The sequence below is a fragment of the Flavobacterium sp. TMP13 genome, from assembly GCF_050847115.1.
Classification (GTDB): Bacteria; Bacteroidota; Bacteroidia; order Flavobacteriales; family Flavobacteriaceae; genus Flavobacterium.
Map to the genome: position 1 here is coordinate 3,378,803 of NZ_CP193656.1, position 16,657 is coordinate 3,395,459.

Here is a 16,657-nt window from a genome sequence, read left to right on the forward strand (position 1 = left end):
ATGCAAAAAGCGCTGAAAAATTCTCAGCGCTTTTTTATTTTTTAATCTAAAACTAAACCGATTTGACCGTCATCTTCGAGTTGGGTTTCTACATCAGAATCAGGAATAGCAATTGATTCTTCTATCTCTTCTTCGGGCTCATCATACGGCAACGGTTCTAACAAATTGACTTGTTTTAATTTATCTGCCGTTAATTGATTTCCTAACGCTTTAAAACCTTTTACCGCTATAAATTCTTCAATCTCAACATTCAAATTATCTTTTTGAACTCCTTTTACTTTTGCAAAAACAATTTCAGCCACTGGGCGATAATCCGTAGAAACGATTTCAAGTTGCGAATTTGGATGTTCGGTTATAAAGCTTTCTTCTTTACCTTCATTCTCTACTAAAAAACGTTTTACATAATACCTTGCTTTTTCACCTTCATAGTAAATTGCCGAAATTGGTTTTTTTGGAATCCATTTTTCCAAGATAATCATATCTTCTTCAAAATGAGTCGATAATTCTGGAATAATAACTTTGACTTTACCGGCTTGACTGATGATTAAAATTTTATCATTGGGTTTAAATTCTCCCAATAATTCCCCTCGACCATCGACGTTTAAACGTTTTACGGTATCATCAAACCAAACTTTTCTTGGCAATAAAGTCGAAATTCCTTTCTCTTTTAGTTCGATTTTTTTGATTGGATATTTTGTCGCCAAATTCCCTTTAGATGCACGCCCTTTTATCGCTAAATTGGCAAAATCAACGTCAAATTTCAATTTTTTAATGCTTCCCACCTGACGTAAAATAATCGTTATTACTTCTGCTTCTCCATTCGGATTATGAGAAAAGTACACAACTTGTGAACCAGTGCTTCCGTTGGTTAAATCGTATAATTTATCTCTTGTAACTCCAGAAACATTGAATCGTTTCAAGTAAGATGGACCTGATTTTCCATCCCGATACAGCATATTGTAAATGGTGCGCTTGTCGCTTTTATCAAAAATAGCAATGTGAATAATATCTTTACCCACAAACGTTTTAGCATCTACTTTGGTAATCATCATTTTACCATCACGTAAAAACACAATTACATCGTCAATATCCGAGCAATCCGTCAGGTATTCGTCTTTCTTCAAACTCGTTCCTACAAATCCTTCTTCGCGATTTACATATAATTTTGTATTTCGCAGCACTACTTTAGTCGCTTCGATATCATCAAAAATACGTAACTCGGTTTGACGCTCGCGACCTTTGCCATATTTTTCTTTTAATTTAGAAAAATAAGCAATTGCAAAATCTATCAAATTGGCTAAATGATGTTCTACTTCTTTCATTTCGTCCTCCAATCTAGCGATTACATCATCGGCTTTATCAGAATCAAAACGAGTAATACGAATCATCGGGATTTGCGTTAATCGATTCAAATCTTCATCGTTAATTTCTCTAACAAATGAAGCTTTAAAAACTTCAAATCGATCATATAAATAGTTATACAATGATTCTCTATCTCCGTACAATTTAAAATCAATATACATTTCTTCACGGATGAAGATTTTTTCTAAAGTAGAAAAATGCCATTTATTTTTTAGTTCTTCTAGCTGTATTTCTAATTCCTGACGAAGTAAATCAGAGGTTCTTTCGGTCGAAATTTTCAGCATTTCAGAAACTCCAATAAACAACGGTTTATTGTCTTCGATAATACAACCCAAAGGCGCAATTGAAGTTTCACAAGCAGTAAATGCGAATAATGCATCGATGGTTTTATCAGGAGAAACGCCTGGAAAAAGATGAATTAGAATCTCTACATCGGCCGCAGTATTGTCTTCAATTTTCTTGATTTTGATTTTGCCTTTGTCGTTGGCTTTCAAAATACTATCAATTAATGTCGTTGTATTGGTCGAAAACGGAATTTGCGTAATCACCAGTGTATTTTTGTCCAGTTGCGAAATTTTCGCGCGTACACGCACACGTCCTCCACGAAGTCCATCGTTATAATTAGAAATATCGGCTATACCTTGGGTAACGAAATCGGGATAAATTGTAAACGCTTTACCTTTTAAAATTTTAATCGACGCATCTATCAATTCATTGAAGTTATGTGGCAATACTTTCATGGAAAGTCCAACTGCAATTCCTTCTGCTCCTTGTGCTAAAAGCAACGGAAACTTTACCGGAAGATTGTTTGGTTCAGCACGACGACCGTCATATGAAACGCCCCAATCAGTAATTTTTGGCGAATACAAAACTTCCAAAGCAAACTTAGACAACCGCGCTTCAATGTAACGAGAAGCCGCCGCACCGTCGCCTGTTAAGATGTTTCCCCAGTTTCCTTGACAGTCAATTAATAAATCTTTTTGACCAATTTGCACCATAGCGTCACCAATACTCTGATCTCCGTGCGGATGATACTGCATGGTGTGGCCCACAACATTGGCTACTTTATTGTATCGACCATCATCCAACTCTTTTAAAGAGTGCATGATGCGACGTTGAACAGGTTTAAATCCGTCCTCAATGGCAGGAACAGCACGTTCTAGAATAACGTACGATGCATAATCCAAAAACCAATCTTTGTACATACCGGTTACTTTGGTAATGGTATCGCCATCTTCATTATTATTTTCGTAAAAATGTCCGCCCTCAAAGTGCTTCGCTTCTACTTCAATAATTTCTTCCTCATGATTTTCTCCTTGATTTTCATCAATAGAATTTTCTTCAGAATTATTTTCTTCGTTGTTTGGAATGCTGTTATCGTCTTCTTCGTCTTTCATTTATTGTGCTTCGGGAATTATTTTATTTAACCTGAAATTTAACTATTCTATATTTTAAGGGAATTCTTCTTAATCATCTCTGTTTTTATTCCTTTTGTAAAAAGTTTGTCCCACTCTTTGTATATGTTCTTTTAGACTATCTGAATTTAAATTACTGCAAACTAAAATATCAAATTTATATGGAATATAACTATCATCTAAGTCTTGCCACAATTTATCGCAATCTGATTTTGTAGGTTCTCCCAAAATAGTCAAATCAATATCAGATCCCTCTCTGCAAGTTCCTTTAGCACGTGAACCATAAATTACCACTTCGTCGATAGAAGTGCAATTTTCTTATATTTCTAGAATTTCACGATAACTTTTAGGATAGATACCAAACATTACAAATAATTTTTTATTTTATTTTCAAACTTGATAAAAGCGGCAACATATTCGTTTAAAATAACTTCTAAAATCACTAAGATTTCAGATTTTCCATACCTTAAACTTCTTCAACTGCATCCAATTCAACTTTCAAATTTTTGATAATAAATTCCTGTCGATCTGGCGTATTTTTTCCCATATAAAAGGATAATAATTGCTCTATAGACGTGTTTTTATCCATCATAATAGGTTCTAATCGAATGGTATCTCCAATGAAATTTTTAAACTCATCGGGCGAAATTTCACCTAAACCTTTAAATCGAGTAATCTCTGGTTTTGGTTTTAATTTTTCGATTGCAGCTCTACGCTCTTCGTCAGAATAGCAATAAATCGTTTCCTTTTTATTTCGAACTCTAAAAAGTGGCGTTTGTAAAATATACAAATGGCCTTCTTTGATTAACTCTGGAAAAAACTGAAGAAAAAAGGTAATCAATAACAATCGAATGTGCATTCCATCGACATCGGCATCGGTTGCAATTACGATATTATTGTAACGCAATTTTTCTAACCCATCTTCGATATCCAAAGCGGCTTGCAATAAATTGAATTCTTCGTTTTCATACACAATTTTTTTGCTCATTCCGTACGAGTTCAAAGGCTTTCCTCTCAAACTAAAAACGGCTTGTGTATTTACATCTCGCGACTTTGTAATCGATCCCGAAGCCGAATCTCCCTCGGTAATGAACAGCGTACTTTCTAAATTTCGACTGTTTTTAGTGTCGGGAAGGTGCGCCCGACAATCTCTTAATTTTTTATTGTGAAGATTCGCTTTTTTAGCACGATCGGTCGCTAATTTTCGAATTCCTGATAACTCTTTACGCTCGCGCTCTGCTTGCAAAATTTTACGCAACAAGGCTTCAGCAGTCGGCGGATTTTTATGTAAATAGTTGTCTAATTTAGTTTTAATAAAGTCGTTGATAAAAGTACGAACCGAAACGGCAGGCGTTCCATCATCAGAACCCATATCCATCGAACCCAATTTGGTTTTAGTTTGCGATTCAAAAACAGGTTCCATAACCTTGATGCTGATCGCACTAACAATCGATTTACGAACGTCTGATGCTTCGAAACTTTTGTTGTAAAACTCTCGAATCGTTTTTACAATTGCTTCTCTATAAGCCGCCAAGTGTGTTCCTCCTTGTGTAGTATTTTGACCGTTTACAAAAGAGTGGTATTCTTCGCTATATTGTGTTTTACTGTGTGTTAACGCAATTTCGATATCGTGATCTTTCAAATGAATAATCGGATATTCTAAATCGTCGGCACTAATGGTTTCTTCTAATAAATCTCTAAGACCATTTTCCGAAAGATACTTTTCTCCGTTAAAAATAATCGTCAAACCATTGTTCAAGTAACAATAGTTTTTGACCATTTTGATCACATATTCTAATCGAAATTTAAAATTTTTAAAAATTGATTCGTCTGGCGTAAAAGTTACTTTAGTTCCTTTTCGCTTTGTTGTAGTAATTATTTCTTCTTCTAAAACTAAATTACCTGCAGAGAATTCGGCTGCTTTTTGTTTATCATCACGAACCGATTCTACACGAAAATAATCAGACAACGCATTTACTGCTTTTGTTCCTACTCCATTTAATCCTACTGATTTTTGGAAGGCTTTAGAATCATACTTTCCACCGGTATTCATTTTTGAAACTACATCGACCACTTTTCCAAGCGGAATCCCACGACCGTAATCGCGAACTGTAACTACTTTTTCCTTAATTGTAACTTCGATTGTTTTTCCTGCACCCATAACGAATTCATCGATACAGTTGTCCAAAACCTCTTTAAGCAAAATGTAAATACCGTCATCGGGAGAAGATCCGTCTCCTAACTTTCCGATATACATACCGGGACGCATACGAATATGTTCTTTCCAGTCGAGTGAACGAATATTATCTTCCGTGTACTGATTTTGCTCTAACATATATGAATTTGGATTTTTTGCTAATGTACTATATATCGATAAAAGATAAAAGTCAATTTTTTAAAGTTACCCATAATTTGCACTAAAAAAGCAAAAAAAGCGTTCCGTAAAAAATTGACTCAATAAAAATATAAAAAAACTGTTTTTATACAAAAAAATTAATGTTCAATTCCTAAAACCTGTTGCGCCAAAGCAATCATTTTTGGGGTTCCGGTATGTTTGTTTTTCTCATCCGATAATTTTACTACTCCTTCCCAATGGCTATTTTCGGGTTTTGTATCAGTCAGTTTAATTACCATATTCATTGGTCGTAAACCTACGTCGTTACTAAAATTGGTTCCGATCCCAAATGACATCTTAATTTTTCCTCTGCAGAAATCGGCTATTACTTTTACCTTCTCAAAATTTAAAGAATCAGAAAACACAATAATTTTTGATTTAGGATCAATTCCCATTTGTTCGTAATGTGCAATTGTCTTTTTTGCAAATTCAATTGGGTCGCCGCTATCGTGACGCACACCATCAAAAAGTTTAGAATATTTTTTATTGAATTGTTCTAAAAAAACATCTGTAGTGTAGGTATCTGTAAGTGCAATTCCGAGGTCACCTTGATACACTTTAGTCCAGTTCTCCAAACTAATCGCGTTAGCTACTTTAAAACCATACTGCGCCGCATGAAACATAAACCATTCGTGTGCATGTGTTCCCGATGGTTTTCTGTTTTGCAACATGGCCAAATGCACATTACTTGTTCCTAAAAAACTAGTAGAACCAAAAGTATCCAAAGTTTCATTAACCAAACGATGCACTTTGTAAGAATGGCGGCGACGCGTTCCAAATTCTAAAATAACCACACCTAAAGCATTGTAATTCTCAATTTTTTCTTTGGTTATTCGTTTTACTTCCTCATCATCCACTCGAACTAAATCTTGCTGGGCCACATAAAAAAGTTCAGAAATTAATGCCATCAAAGGAACTTCCCATAAAATAGTTCGGTACCAATACCCCTCGATAATCACTTTTAGCTCGCCCTCATGTTGTTCGATTTTCACTTCGGTTGGGTCGTACTGATACCCTTGTAGAAAATCTAAATAAGTCGGATCTAAATATGGACAATTGTCTGCTAGAAATTTCTTTTCTTGCACGGTTAGTTTTAAATGTACCATGGCATCTACAGCTTCACGAAGTAAAACGGCAAAATTAGCAGGAAAAACGTGCTTGCCGCGATTGATAAAAGCATAGCGAACTTTTACATTTGGGAAAAGCTTAATGACAGCGTGCTGCATTGTAAACTTGTAAAAATCATTATCTAAAATAGAATGTAATTGTACTGAAGTCATATATTTTTAAAAATTATCGGCAATCAATTTTTCGAGTGCTGTTCGCAATTCGATATTACTAATTTCTTCTTTTTCAAGGTCAAAATTATCATTAAAATTCGGTAAAGAATAGGTTGCTTTTATATCAGCTGCAAACCTAGGAAAAGCATTATGGGCAATATCTAAAACCGATGCTCCACCACGCGCTCCAGGCGAAGTAGCCATTAACAACATTTCTTTATCTGCAAAAATATTCTTGGTAATTCGAGAGCACCAATCCAAAATATTTTTGAAAGCAACCGAGTAATTTCCGTTATTCTCCGCTAAAGAAACTACAACACAGTCGGCTGTTGCTAATTTATCCAAAAAAGCCTGTGCCAACTTATGCTGACCAATGTTTTCTTCTAAATCCACGCCAAATAAAGGCATTTCATAATCGTTTAAATCTAATATTTCGACTTGTGCGTTTTTGAATAAATTTGCCGTATAAGTCGCTAGTTTTTTATTGATGGAGTTTTTACTATTGCTTCCTCCAAAGGCTACTATTTTCATGCTTCAGTCGTTTTGGTTTTTGGATCAATCTCAATAATTTGTTTTTTAATTTCGACTGAGTATTTGTTTGGATGAATGTCACCACCATATGTATGGGCGTAAATTTTTGTAAACTCTGCCCCAAAGTACAGAATTATAGCCGAATAATAAACCCAAACCAATATAATTATAACTGATCCTGCAGCGCCATAAACAGAGGCAACCGTAGAGCTTCCTAGATAATACCCGATAGCAAATTTGCCTATCATAAACAAAACAGCCGTAAATGAAGCACCAATTAGCGCATCTTTCATCCGTATAATTCCGTCTGGTAAGGTTCTAAAAATGATCGTGAATAAAAACGTTATGGTAGCAAAAACGAAGAAAATATTTAGAGAATAGAAAAAGTAAAATGAGCTGTCTGGGAAATACAGTTTTATACGGTCGCTTACTAAATCTAATACAGTATTTAACAGCAAACTCACCAACATTAAAAATCCAACCGAAACAATCATCGAAAAAGACATCAAGCGATTTTGAATGAATTTTTTGATTCCTTTATTGGGTTTAGCACTAATGCCCCAAATAAAATTGATAGAACTCTGAATTTCAGCAAAAACCCCTGAAGCTCCAATGATTAACATAATAACCCCAAAAATAGATACAAAAACATTACTATCAGACAAAGTAACATTTTTGATGGCGTCTTGAATTTGAAGCGCAGCATCATTTCCAACCATCCCTCTAATTTGACCGTATAATTGTCCAGCAACTGCTTCTTGTCCGAAAAAAAAGCCGCAAATTGTAATGATGATAATCAGTAAGGGCGGCAATGCAAAAATAGTATAGTACGACAAAGCAGCACTCAATTTGATTGCGTTATCATCTACAAAAGCCAATGCAGCATCTTTTAAAAGATGGAATGATTTCTGAAAAGAATTTTTTATTTTCAAAGTTTTCAATTTACAGTTACGCTCAAATATAATTAATTAAAATGTTTGAAAAAATGAATGTCTTGCAATTGTGGAAATTATGTAAAAGCGGAAAGGTTTGGTTTAATTTCAAAAAAAATAGGACTCCTAAAAGTCCTATTTTATATTTATATATGTAAAAATTTAAAGTTTACACGTTGAAACGGAAATGCATTACATCACCATCTTTTACAATATATTCTTTACCTTCTACCTTAAATTTACCTGCTTCTTTGGCTTTGGCTTCAGAGCCGTAATGAACGTAATCTTCAAAAGAAATTACTTCGGCACGAATAAATCCTTTTTCAAAATCAGTATGAATAACCCCTGCAGCTTGTGGCGCAGTAGAACCGATGTTGATGGTCCAAGCACGTACTTCTTTTACTCCAGCCGTAAAATACGTTTGTTGTTTTAGTAATTTATAAGCTGCACGAATTAAAACAGATGCTCCTGGCTCTGTCAAACCCATGTCTTCAAGAAAAACTTGACGCTCTTCGTAGCTTTCTAATTCGGTAATATCTGCCTCTGCTCCTACCGAAAGAATAATAACTTCAGCATCTTCATCTTTCACTAATTCGCGAACTTGATCTACGTATTTATTTCCGTCGACAGCAGAATTTTCATCTACGTTACACACGTACAATACTGGTTTTGCAGTAATTAATTGAAACGCTTCCATTAATTCTTCTTCGTCAGCATTTTGAGGAATAATTGTTCGTGCTGATTTAGCTTGCAACAATGATTCTCTAATTCTATCTAAAAGTGCTTTTTCAGTTTGCGCTTCTTTATTTCCTGTTTTTGCTGCACGATTTACTTTTTCTAAACGTTTTTCAACCGTTTCTAAATCTTTTAATTGCAGCTCAATATCAATGGTTTCTTTGTCACGAATCGGATTTACATTTCCGTCTACGTGTATAATATTATCATTATCAAAACAACGCAAAACGTGAATAATTGCATTACATTCTCTAATGTTACCTAAAAACTGATTCCCTAAACCTTCGCCTTTACTTGCTCCTTTTACTAAACCTGCAATATCAACAATATCAACAGTTGCCATTTGTACACGCTCTGGTTTTACAAGTTCCTCTAACTTATTAATACGGGGATCTGGTACATTTACCACACCAATATTAGGTTCGATTGTACAAAAAGGAAAGTTAGCACTTTGCGCTTTTGCGTTTGATAAACAATTAAATAAAGTTGATTTTCCAACATTTGGTAATCCTACAATTCCTGCTTTCATCTGTAGATAAATTTGTTTGTATAGTATGGAGCCGATTCATAATTTGTATAAAAACTCTTTACACATTACTATCGCTGCAAAATTTCATATTTTATTCTAAAAGTGTGCAAATATACCATTTAAAACCACGATGCCGAATAATTTTTTAGCATTAATCTTTATTTGCTGCTTTTCTAAAAGCAATATCAAATATATTTAAGAATTAGAAACAAAAAATCCCAAGCGATGTGCTCAGGATTTTTATATTATTATTTATAATACAGTTTATTCGTTATGCAAAAATGCTTTACGATTCAATAATGTTTCGTCGCTTTCTACGTGATTATCATCTGGAATACAACAATCTACTGGACAAACAGCCGCACACTGTGGCTCATCATGAAATCCTTTACATTCTGTACATTTTCCAGGAACAATAAAATATACTTCGTCAGAAATTGGGGTTTGTGCGTCTTCTGCATCCACTTCTGTTCCGTCTGGTAAAATTACTTTTCCAGTTAACTTTGTTCCATCTTTATATCTCCAATCGTCAGCACCTTCATAAATTGCTGTATTTGGGCACTCTGGTTCGCAAGCCCCACAATTGATACATTCGTCGGTTATAATTATTGCCATCTTTTCTACTCTTAAAGTTTTGTTGTGTCCAATTACATAATCATTTAAATGCTCCAAGACAATTATCTCTTTATCCCTTGATGCTTTTTGACTTTCGTCTTAATTATGCTTATTTTTGTGCAAAATTACAATCAAAACTATTCATATACAAGAATTATGACATTAGAAACAAAAAATAGTGTTTTTGTTGAATTAGGAAATTTCTTAAGTCAATTTTCAGAACACAATACCATAAAAAAATCGGATGTTTTACACAACGATTTGTTTTTTGAAGATTTTGTAAATCTAATTCAGTTGTCCCAATCACACAATGGTTGGTACACGCCCGAGCAAGTTTATTTTGCCATTCAATCTTGGGCAAATGCTTTAACAAAAGCTAATTTAGAGCAGTGGTTGTCTAATTATCCAACAATTAATGACCAGCGCACACCTAAAACTGTTGCTTTAATCTTGGCAGGAAATATTCCGCTGGTTGGGTTTCACGATTTTTTATCGGTTTTAATTACCGGAAATTCAGTTTTGGTTAAAACGTCTTCTAACGATCAACATTTATTGCCTTTTTTAGCCAAATACTTAATTGCTATCGACGACAGCTTAGCCGATCGCATTACTTTTGTGGAAGGAAAATTAGAAAATTTTGATACCGTAATCGCCACTGGCAGCAATAATACGGCCCGTTATTTTGAGTATTATTTTAAAGACAAACCTTCTATTATTCGTAAAAACAGAAATTCGGTTGCTGTTTTAGATGGAACTGAAAGTAAAGAACAATTACTTGCGCTAGGTGAGGATATTTTTCGCTATTTCGGGTTGGGCTGTCGCAATGTTTCGAAGCTATTTGTTCCTAAAGGCTATAAATTCGACTCTTTTTTTGAAGCTATTTTTGCCTATCAAGATGTTATTCATTATGAAAAATATGCGAATAATTATGATTACAATAAAGCTGTTTTTTTAATGAGTGATTTTAAATTATTAGACAATGGTTTTCTTACCATAAAAGAAGATACAAGCTACGCCTCTCCTATTTCTAGCGTTTTTTATGAATTTTACGAAGACATAGATGAAATCAGAGAACGATTAGTGTCGGATACTGAACAAATTCAGTGCATTGTGAGCAATAATTTAATTGAAAACAGTATTAATTTTGGTCAAACTCAACTTCCTCACTTATGGAATTATGCAGATAATGTCGATACTATATCGTTTTTGTTAATAACATAAGTTAAAATTTGACAATTAATGCGAAATTTTTAACGCTTTTTAGACATCTATTAACGAAATTTGCATCTTAAATTTTCGCATTAACTACAACCATGAAAAAACACAACTACAGCGCAGGACCTTGTATTTTACCACAAGAAGTTTTTGACCAATCAGCACAAGCAATTTTAAATTTTAACGATTCAGGTTTATCTATTCTTGAAATTTCGCACCGAAGTAAAGATTTCGTTGCCGTAATGGAAGAAGCTAGAGCACTTGCAATTGAATTATTAGGCCTTGAAGGAAAGGGGTATCAAGCACTTTTTCTTTCGGGAGGAGCGAGTTTAGAGTTTTTAATGGTTCCGTATAACTTGATGAAAGAAAACGGAAAGGCCGCTTACTTAGATTCAGGAACTTGGGCTACCAACGCAATCAAAGAAGCTCAATTCTTTGGTGAAACTGTTATCGTTGCTTCATCAAAAGAGGCTAATTATACGTATATCCCTAAAGATTACGAAATTCCTGCTGATGCTGATTATTTTCATTGCACCAGTAATAACACCATTTTTGGAACACAAATGAAATCGTTTCCAAAAACAAATGTACCGATGGTATGTGATATGAGTTCGGATATTTTTTCTCGAGTGATTGATTTTTCTCAATTTGATATTATTTATGCTGGCGCTCAAAAAAATATGGGACCTGCAGGAACAACATTGGTGGTTATTAAAGAATCAATTATTGGTAAAAGCGGTCGCACGATACCAAGTATGTTGGATTACGCTAAACAAGTAAAAGCAGAAAGTATGTATAATACTCCTCCTGTTTTTCCTATATATGCATCATTATTGACCTTAAAATGGATTAAAGAAAAAGGTGGAATTGCAGCTCTTGAAAAATTAAACAATGCAAAAGCAGCTTTACTTTACAATGAAATAGATAGCAATCCTTTGTTTAAAGGAGCGGCAAGAGAAGAAGATCGCTCGACTATGAATGTTACGTTCTTACTTACTAACCCAGAGCATACTGAAACATTTGATCAAATGTGGAAAGAAGCCAATATTTCTGGAATAGCAGGTCACCGTTCGGTTGGTGGTTACAGAGCTTCTATTTACAACGCTATGCCAATAGAAAGTGTGCAAGTACTAGTTGACGTAATGAAAGCTTTAGCAAGCAAGATTTAAATTCTAATTTCAATGCAAATCGAAACTAGATGTGACTACAGGAGTCCTAGCCCAGATAGAAGGGAAAATCCTTTTTTATTGTTTTTTACAATAAAAAAGATTGGAATGATAGCTGGAAAAAGCTCCTAATTAAATACGTAAATAATAAGATAATTGTTTGTACTAATTGGTTGAAAACAACTAAAAAACAGACGAAAAAAAATAAAAAGAAATGAAAGTATTAGCAAACGACGGTATTTCACAAAGTGGAATTCTTGCCTTAGAAAAAGGTGGATTTGAAGTAATTACAGCAAAAGTAGCGCAAGAACAAGTAGCCAATTATGTAAACGAAAATGACATTGCTGTTGTTTTGGTTCGTAGCGCTACAAAAGTGCGTAAAGATATTATTGACGCTTGTCCTGGATTAAAAATTATTGGTCGCGGTGGTGTTGGTATGGACAATATTGATGTTGACTATGCAAAAAGCAAAGGAATTCACGTAATCAATACACCTGCATCTTCATCTGAATCGGTTGCTGAATTGGTTTTTGGACACTTGTTTAACGGAGTTCGTTTTTTACATGATTCAAACAGAAACATGCCTTTGGAAGGTGATACCAATTTTGATGGTTTGAAAAAAGCATACGCAAATGGTGTAGAATTAAGAGGTAAAACATTAGGTATTATTGGTATTGGTCGTATTGGTCAAGCTACTGCAAAGGTTGCGCTTGGTTTAGGTATGAAAGTAATTGCTGCGGATAGTTTTATCCCGGAAATAGACATTAAGGTTTCGTTTTTTGACGGTCAATCGGTTACTACAAAAATAACCACACAATCTTTAGAGTCTGTTTTTAAAGAAGCTGATTTTATTAGTTTACACGTTCCTGCTCAAAACGGTTATATTATCGGTGAGAAAGAATTTGAAATTATGAAAGACGGTGTTGGAATTGTTAACTGCGCTCGTGGTGGTGTAATTGACGAAGTTGCTTTGGTTAAAGCATTGGATTCTGGAAAAGTTGCTTTTGCAGGTTTGGATGTTTTTGAAAGTGAGCCCAAACCAGAAATGGCAATTTTGATGCACTCCAAAATTTCGTTAACGCCCCATATTGGAGCTGCAACGGGAGAAGCACAAGATAGAATTGGTACAGAATTAGCTTCGCAAATTATTTCGTTGTTGAACTAAACTACTGATTTAATACAACTTACAAAGGGATTTGGTATTAAAATACTAAATCCCTTTGTTTTTTTAAGTAACTTTGAGTTTAAATTTAATTTAAAAAACTATGTTAGAACAATTAGCACAAATAGTGCAACAGTTTGGCAATGATGCTGTTGTACAAAACGATGCGATTCCCAATGAACACAATCAAGCGGTATTGCAAGAAACAGGAAATTCTATTTTTTATAGTTTACAAAAAATGGCTTCTGAAGGTGATTTATCGCAACTAGCGGCATTATTGCAAGGAAATAATATCAGCAGTGCCAACCCAGCAGTACAAGAGATTACGAATAATGTTTCGGGTTCGTTGACTGAAAAGTTTGGGTTAAGTTCGTCTGCAGCTATTGGAGCAGCTTCCAGCATGATTCCGCAAATACTGGGTTCATTGATGGGTAAAGCAAACGATAAAAACGATAGCAGTTTTAATATTTCTGATATTATCGCTGCATTGACAAGTGGAAATAGCGCTCAATCGTCGGGTATTATGGAAGCAATAAATAAATACGGAATGCAGTTTGGTTTGGATCAAAATGCAGATGGAAAAGTAGATCTGGAAGATGCTATGGCACTGACCAAAAATGGAGGTCTAGGTAGTGTTTTAGGAAAGCTTTTTGGAAAGTAAAAAGTTGCGTTTCTAAAAAATAGAATGTATAAAATTGAATATCATTCTCGTAAATAATTAGCAATGAAAAATTCTTTCTATTTCATCACACTCTTTTGTATAATCCTAGGTTGTTCTGCAACTAAAACAAGTACTAATACCGCAATTGCAGCGACTGACGTTACTACTGCCGTAAGCGACACTGTTCGTATTGCCAATGATGAGTTAGAATATGAAGTATTAATTATTGATCCTGGTTTTAGCAGTTGGCTCGTTTCTAGAGCTTATCCTAGAAATTATTATTCGCAAAGTTATCTTGAAAATAAAAATCAAAATTATATTATAGAATGGAATAGTCGGGCGCTGCAACCACTGCGTTATGATTCGAATTTATACGAAATGACCATAAATTACGATCTGACTACCGACTACGGTTACGAGGTAAATTATTTAATTTACAACTATATGATTTATTTTCAAAATACCTATAAACAAAGGTTAGCAGGTTACGTTCCTTCGAGATAATGTTACTACATTTGTAATCATTACATAGAAAAATGAAGCGATTAAAAGAACGTTGGGGCGTAACCTCCAATTTGCAACTTACTGTTATATTTATAGTTTTTGCTATTACAGGCTCAGCGTCTGCTTGGCTTTCAAAACCTTTTTGTCTGTGGTTGGGAATATCCAAAGATCACGTTGGCTTTTTATTTACACCACTTCGTCTAATTCTTATTTTTCCTATCTATCAAATTTTATTAGTTTTTATCGGAACAATTTTTGGCCAGTTTACTTTTTTTTGGGCTTTCGAAAAAAAGATGCTCAAAAAACTTGGACTGGGGTTTTTATTTAAAGACAACTAAAAATCAATTCTCTTCTTTACGAATATAATATGTGTACAACCACGTTAATGTAAAAGACGGAATTATGTCTGTAAAAGGCAGAACCTCTTCTAAAAAGGTGAAAATTCCAGCCACCTTTCCTACTCTTCCTTTGTACATATAAGTCATTAAATAACCTGCTAATGGCGCCCAAATAACGTCTGAAAATTCGCCTATTCCAGGAATTGCAAAAGAAAGCATTCCGATGCCATCAAACAGTATACCCAAAAGCAGTTTAGTTGTTTTTCGTCTTTGAACCGCTTTATCTAGTGTTGTTGTATTCATTTTTATTTTTTTATCAATCAAGGATTATTATAAAAGTCATGTTTCAATTATAAGCTGTACTAGTGCATTAGATGAGCCATTTTTAAATATAAATTTAAAAAATCAAAATTGAATTATAATTAAAAGTATTTAAGTAAAAATTATGCCAAAGCCGTTTTATTATCGAAGGAAACTTTTGTTTCTTTGTGCAAACAGTTTCTGAACCATGATACAAGCAAAAAATATTCATAAGTTTTACGATCAACTTGAAGTACTAAAAGGGGTAGATCTACACATTAAAAAAGGGGAAATTGTATCTATTGTTGGCGCCTCAGGTGCCGGAAAAACGACACTTTTACAGATTTTAGGAACATTAGATAAACCTTCTACCACTGACGGCACCTCTTTACTTATTAATAACGAGAATATTTTAAAATTAAACGATAAAGCATTATCTAAATTTAGAAATTTGAACTTAGGATTCATTTTTCAGTTTCACCAATTATTACCCGAGTTTACTGCCTTAGAAAACATTTGTATTCCGGCATATATCGCAGGTAAGAAACAAGCGGAAACTGAAATCGAGGCTAAAAAACTGTTGGAATACTTAGGACTGTCGCATAGAATAAACCACAAGCCAAACGAACTTTCGGGTGGAGAGCAACAACGAGTTGCCGTGGCCAGAGCATTAATCAACAAACCCGACGTTATTTTTGCCGATGAACCTTCTGGAAATTTAGATACTACTTCTGCAGAAAATTTGCACCAGTTATTTTTTAAGCTTAGAGATGAATTTGGACAAACCTTTGTTATTGTCACCCACAACGAAGAATTAGCCAATATGGCCGATCGTAAATTAGTAATGTCAGACGGTAGAATTGTGACTTAGCTGTTTTATAGGTCGAATTTACTGTGATCTATTCTCCTTGATGGCATTTATTGATTGTCGCACTCATGTATCATTGAGTACGTAGTATCTTCTTTTACTTCCTTATTATGGGAGGTAAATTATACTATTTCTAGTCAAAAGAATATCAAATTTTTGAGAGTAATTTCTTTCGTAAAACGATGTTTTTTTTGAATTACCAGCTTTTTTGTGATAAATGTAGCCCTACTAGAGTTAAGTAGAGATAAACAGCATTAAACAGTTGAATTTTCGTGCTTTACATCTCAAATCCGCATGATTTATTTACTTTTTTTGTAAGTTAAAGCTTTATAATTTTTTAAAATAATGTTTTTAATCGATAATAAGTGGTCTTAATCGAGTATTCTCATAATCTTATAATTTAGGATTTCTTTGTGGTATTTTTGCCGTCAAATAAATCGTTAATGGAAACAAGTTTTTCGAACAAAATTTTTACTTTTATCAGAGATTTTTTTATACAACAACATCTATTTGTTTGTTTTTCGCTTACAACCGTATTCCTATTCACAAGTACATCTACAGCTGTTAAAAGAGAAATAGTAAATGCTTATTTTACTTTTAAAACACCTAGCAATCCAAAATATTTTTCTTTTATAATCGTCTGGATAAG

16 protein-coding genes are annotated in these 16,657 nt (G+C 34.1%); 7 read left to right on the forward strand and 9 right to left on the reverse strand.

What is annotated here, in order from left to right; all coding sequences use genetic code 11:
- Positions 1–41: 41 nt before the first annotated feature.
- The 8 genes from ACRASX_RS14600 to ACRASX_RS14635 form a co-directional block, all read right to left on the reverse strand.
- On the reverse strand, positions 42–2,759 hold the full coding sequence (locus tag ACRASX_RS14600; RefSeq protein ID WP_432221752.1) for a DNA gyrase/topoisomerase IV subunit A: 2,718 nt from the start codon (positions 2,757–2,759) through the stop codon (positions 42–44).
- A 69-nt stretch (positions 2,760–2,828) separates the two neighbouring features.
- The gene (locus tag ACRASX_RS14605; protein WP_432223093.1) at positions 2,829–3,080 is read right to left on the reverse strand and encodes a nucleotidyltransferase domain-containing protein; all 252 of its coding nucleotides are present in this window, start codon (positions 3,078–3,080) and stop codon (positions 2,829–2,831) included.
- Positions 3,081–3,243: 163 nt separating this feature from the next.
- Entirely contained in the window at positions 3,244–5,112 is a 1,869-nt protein-coding gene (locus tag ACRASX_RS14610; protein ID WP_066306162.1) for a DNA topoisomerase IV subunit B, read from the reverse strand.
- Between the two features lie 158 nt (positions 5,113–5,270).
- Positions 5,271–6,452: a nicotinate phosphoribosyltransferase gene (gene pncB / locus ACRASX_RS14615; protein ID WP_432221753.1), complete on the reverse strand. Its 1,182-nt coding sequence runs from the start codon at positions 6,450–6,452 to the stop codon at positions 5,271–5,273.
- A 6-nt stretch (positions 6,453–6,458) separates the two neighbouring features.
- Positions 6,459–6,983, reverse strand: coding sequence for an NADPH-dependent FMN reductase (locus ACRASX_RS14620; protein WP_432221754.1), 525 nt, complete (start codon positions 6,981–6,983; stop codon positions 6,459–6,461).
- Complete coding sequence (locus tag ACRASX_RS14625) at positions 6,980–7,915, reverse strand: YihY/virulence factor BrkB family protein (RefSeq protein WP_432221755.1); 936 nt, start codon at positions 7,913–7,915, stop codon at positions 6,980–6,982. The genes ACRASX_RS14620 and ACRASX_RS14625 overlap by 4 nt, the downstream gene beginning before the upstream one ends.
- 169 nt (positions 7,916–8,084) lie before the next feature.
- Complete coding sequence (ychF, locus tag ACRASX_RS14630) at positions 8,085–9,179, reverse strand: redox-regulated ATPase YchF (RefSeq protein ID WP_432221756.1); 1,095 nt, start codon at positions 9,177–9,179, stop codon at positions 8,085–8,087.
- Positions 9,180–9,443: 264 nt separating this feature from the next.
- Positions 9,444–9,794, reverse strand: coding sequence for a 4Fe-4S dicluster domain-containing protein (locus ACRASX_RS14635; protein WP_066306319.1), 351 nt, complete (start codon positions 9,792–9,794; stop codon positions 9,444–9,446).
- A 156-nt stretch (positions 9,795–9,950) separates the two neighbouring features.
- On the opposite strand from ACRASX_RS14635, the gene ACRASX_RS14640 reads away from it, so the two are divergent.
- The 6 genes from ACRASX_RS14640 (at position 9,951) to ACRASX_RS14665 (ending at position 14,840) form a co-directional block, all read left to right on the forward strand.
- Positions 9,951–11,015 carry an acyl-CoA reductase gene (locus ACRASX_RS14640; RefSeq protein WP_432221757.1) on the forward strand — a complete coding sequence of 355 codons (1,065 nt, stop codon included), beginning with the start codon at positions 9,951–9,953 and terminating at the stop codon, positions 11,013–11,015.
- A 92-nt stretch (positions 11,016–11,107) separates the two neighbouring features.
- The gene (gene serC / locus ACRASX_RS14645; protein ID WP_432221758.1) at positions 11,108–12,178 is read left to right on the forward strand and encodes a 3-phosphoserine/phosphohydroxythreonine transaminase; all 1,071 of its coding nucleotides are present in this window, start codon (positions 11,108–11,110) and stop codon (positions 12,176–12,178) included.
- A gap of 211 nt (positions 12,179–12,389) precedes the next feature.
- A complete protein-coding gene (locus tag ACRASX_RS14650; protein ID WP_432221759.1) occupies positions 12,390–13,340 on the forward strand; it encodes a D-2-hydroxyacid dehydrogenase in 951 nt (316 codons plus the stop codon).
- Between the two features lie 100 nt (positions 13,341–13,440).
- The gene (locus tag ACRASX_RS14655; RefSeq protein WP_432221760.1) at positions 13,441–13,998 is read left to right on the forward strand and encodes a hypothetical protein; all 558 of its coding nucleotides are present in this window, start codon (positions 13,441–13,443) and stop codon (positions 13,996–13,998) included.
- 63 nt (positions 13,999–14,061) lie between these two features.
- A complete protein-coding gene (locus ACRASX_RS14660; RefSeq protein ID WP_432221761.1) occupies positions 14,062–14,502 on the forward strand; it encodes a DUF6146 family protein in 441 nt (146 codons plus the stop codon).
- Positions 14,503–14,534: 32 nt separating this feature from the next.
- Positions 14,535–14,840 carry a DUF6787 family protein gene (locus ACRASX_RS14665; RefSeq protein WP_066306141.1) on the forward strand — a complete coding sequence of 102 codons (306 nt, stop codon included), beginning with the start codon at positions 14,535–14,537 and terminating at the stop codon, positions 14,838–14,840.
- A gap of 3 nt (positions 14,841–14,843) precedes the next feature.
- Here ACRASX_RS14665 and ACRASX_RS14670 read toward each other — a convergent pair whose 3' ends face one another.
- Positions 14,844–15,143 (reverse strand): hypothetical protein, encoded by a 300-nt coding sequence (locus ACRASX_RS14670; RefSeq protein WP_432221762.1) that lies wholly within the window; start codon positions 15,141–15,143, stop codon positions 14,844–14,846.
- A 205-nt stretch (positions 15,144–15,348) separates the two neighbouring features.
- On the opposite strand from ACRASX_RS14670, the gene ACRASX_RS14675 reads away from it, so the two are divergent.
- The gene (locus ACRASX_RS14675) at positions 15,349–16,011 is read left to right on the forward strand and encodes an ABC transporter ATP-binding protein (protein ID WP_432221763.1); all 663 of its coding nucleotides are present in this window, start codon (positions 15,349–15,351) and stop codon (positions 16,009–16,011) included.
- Positions 16,012–16,657: the final 646 nt, after the last annotated feature.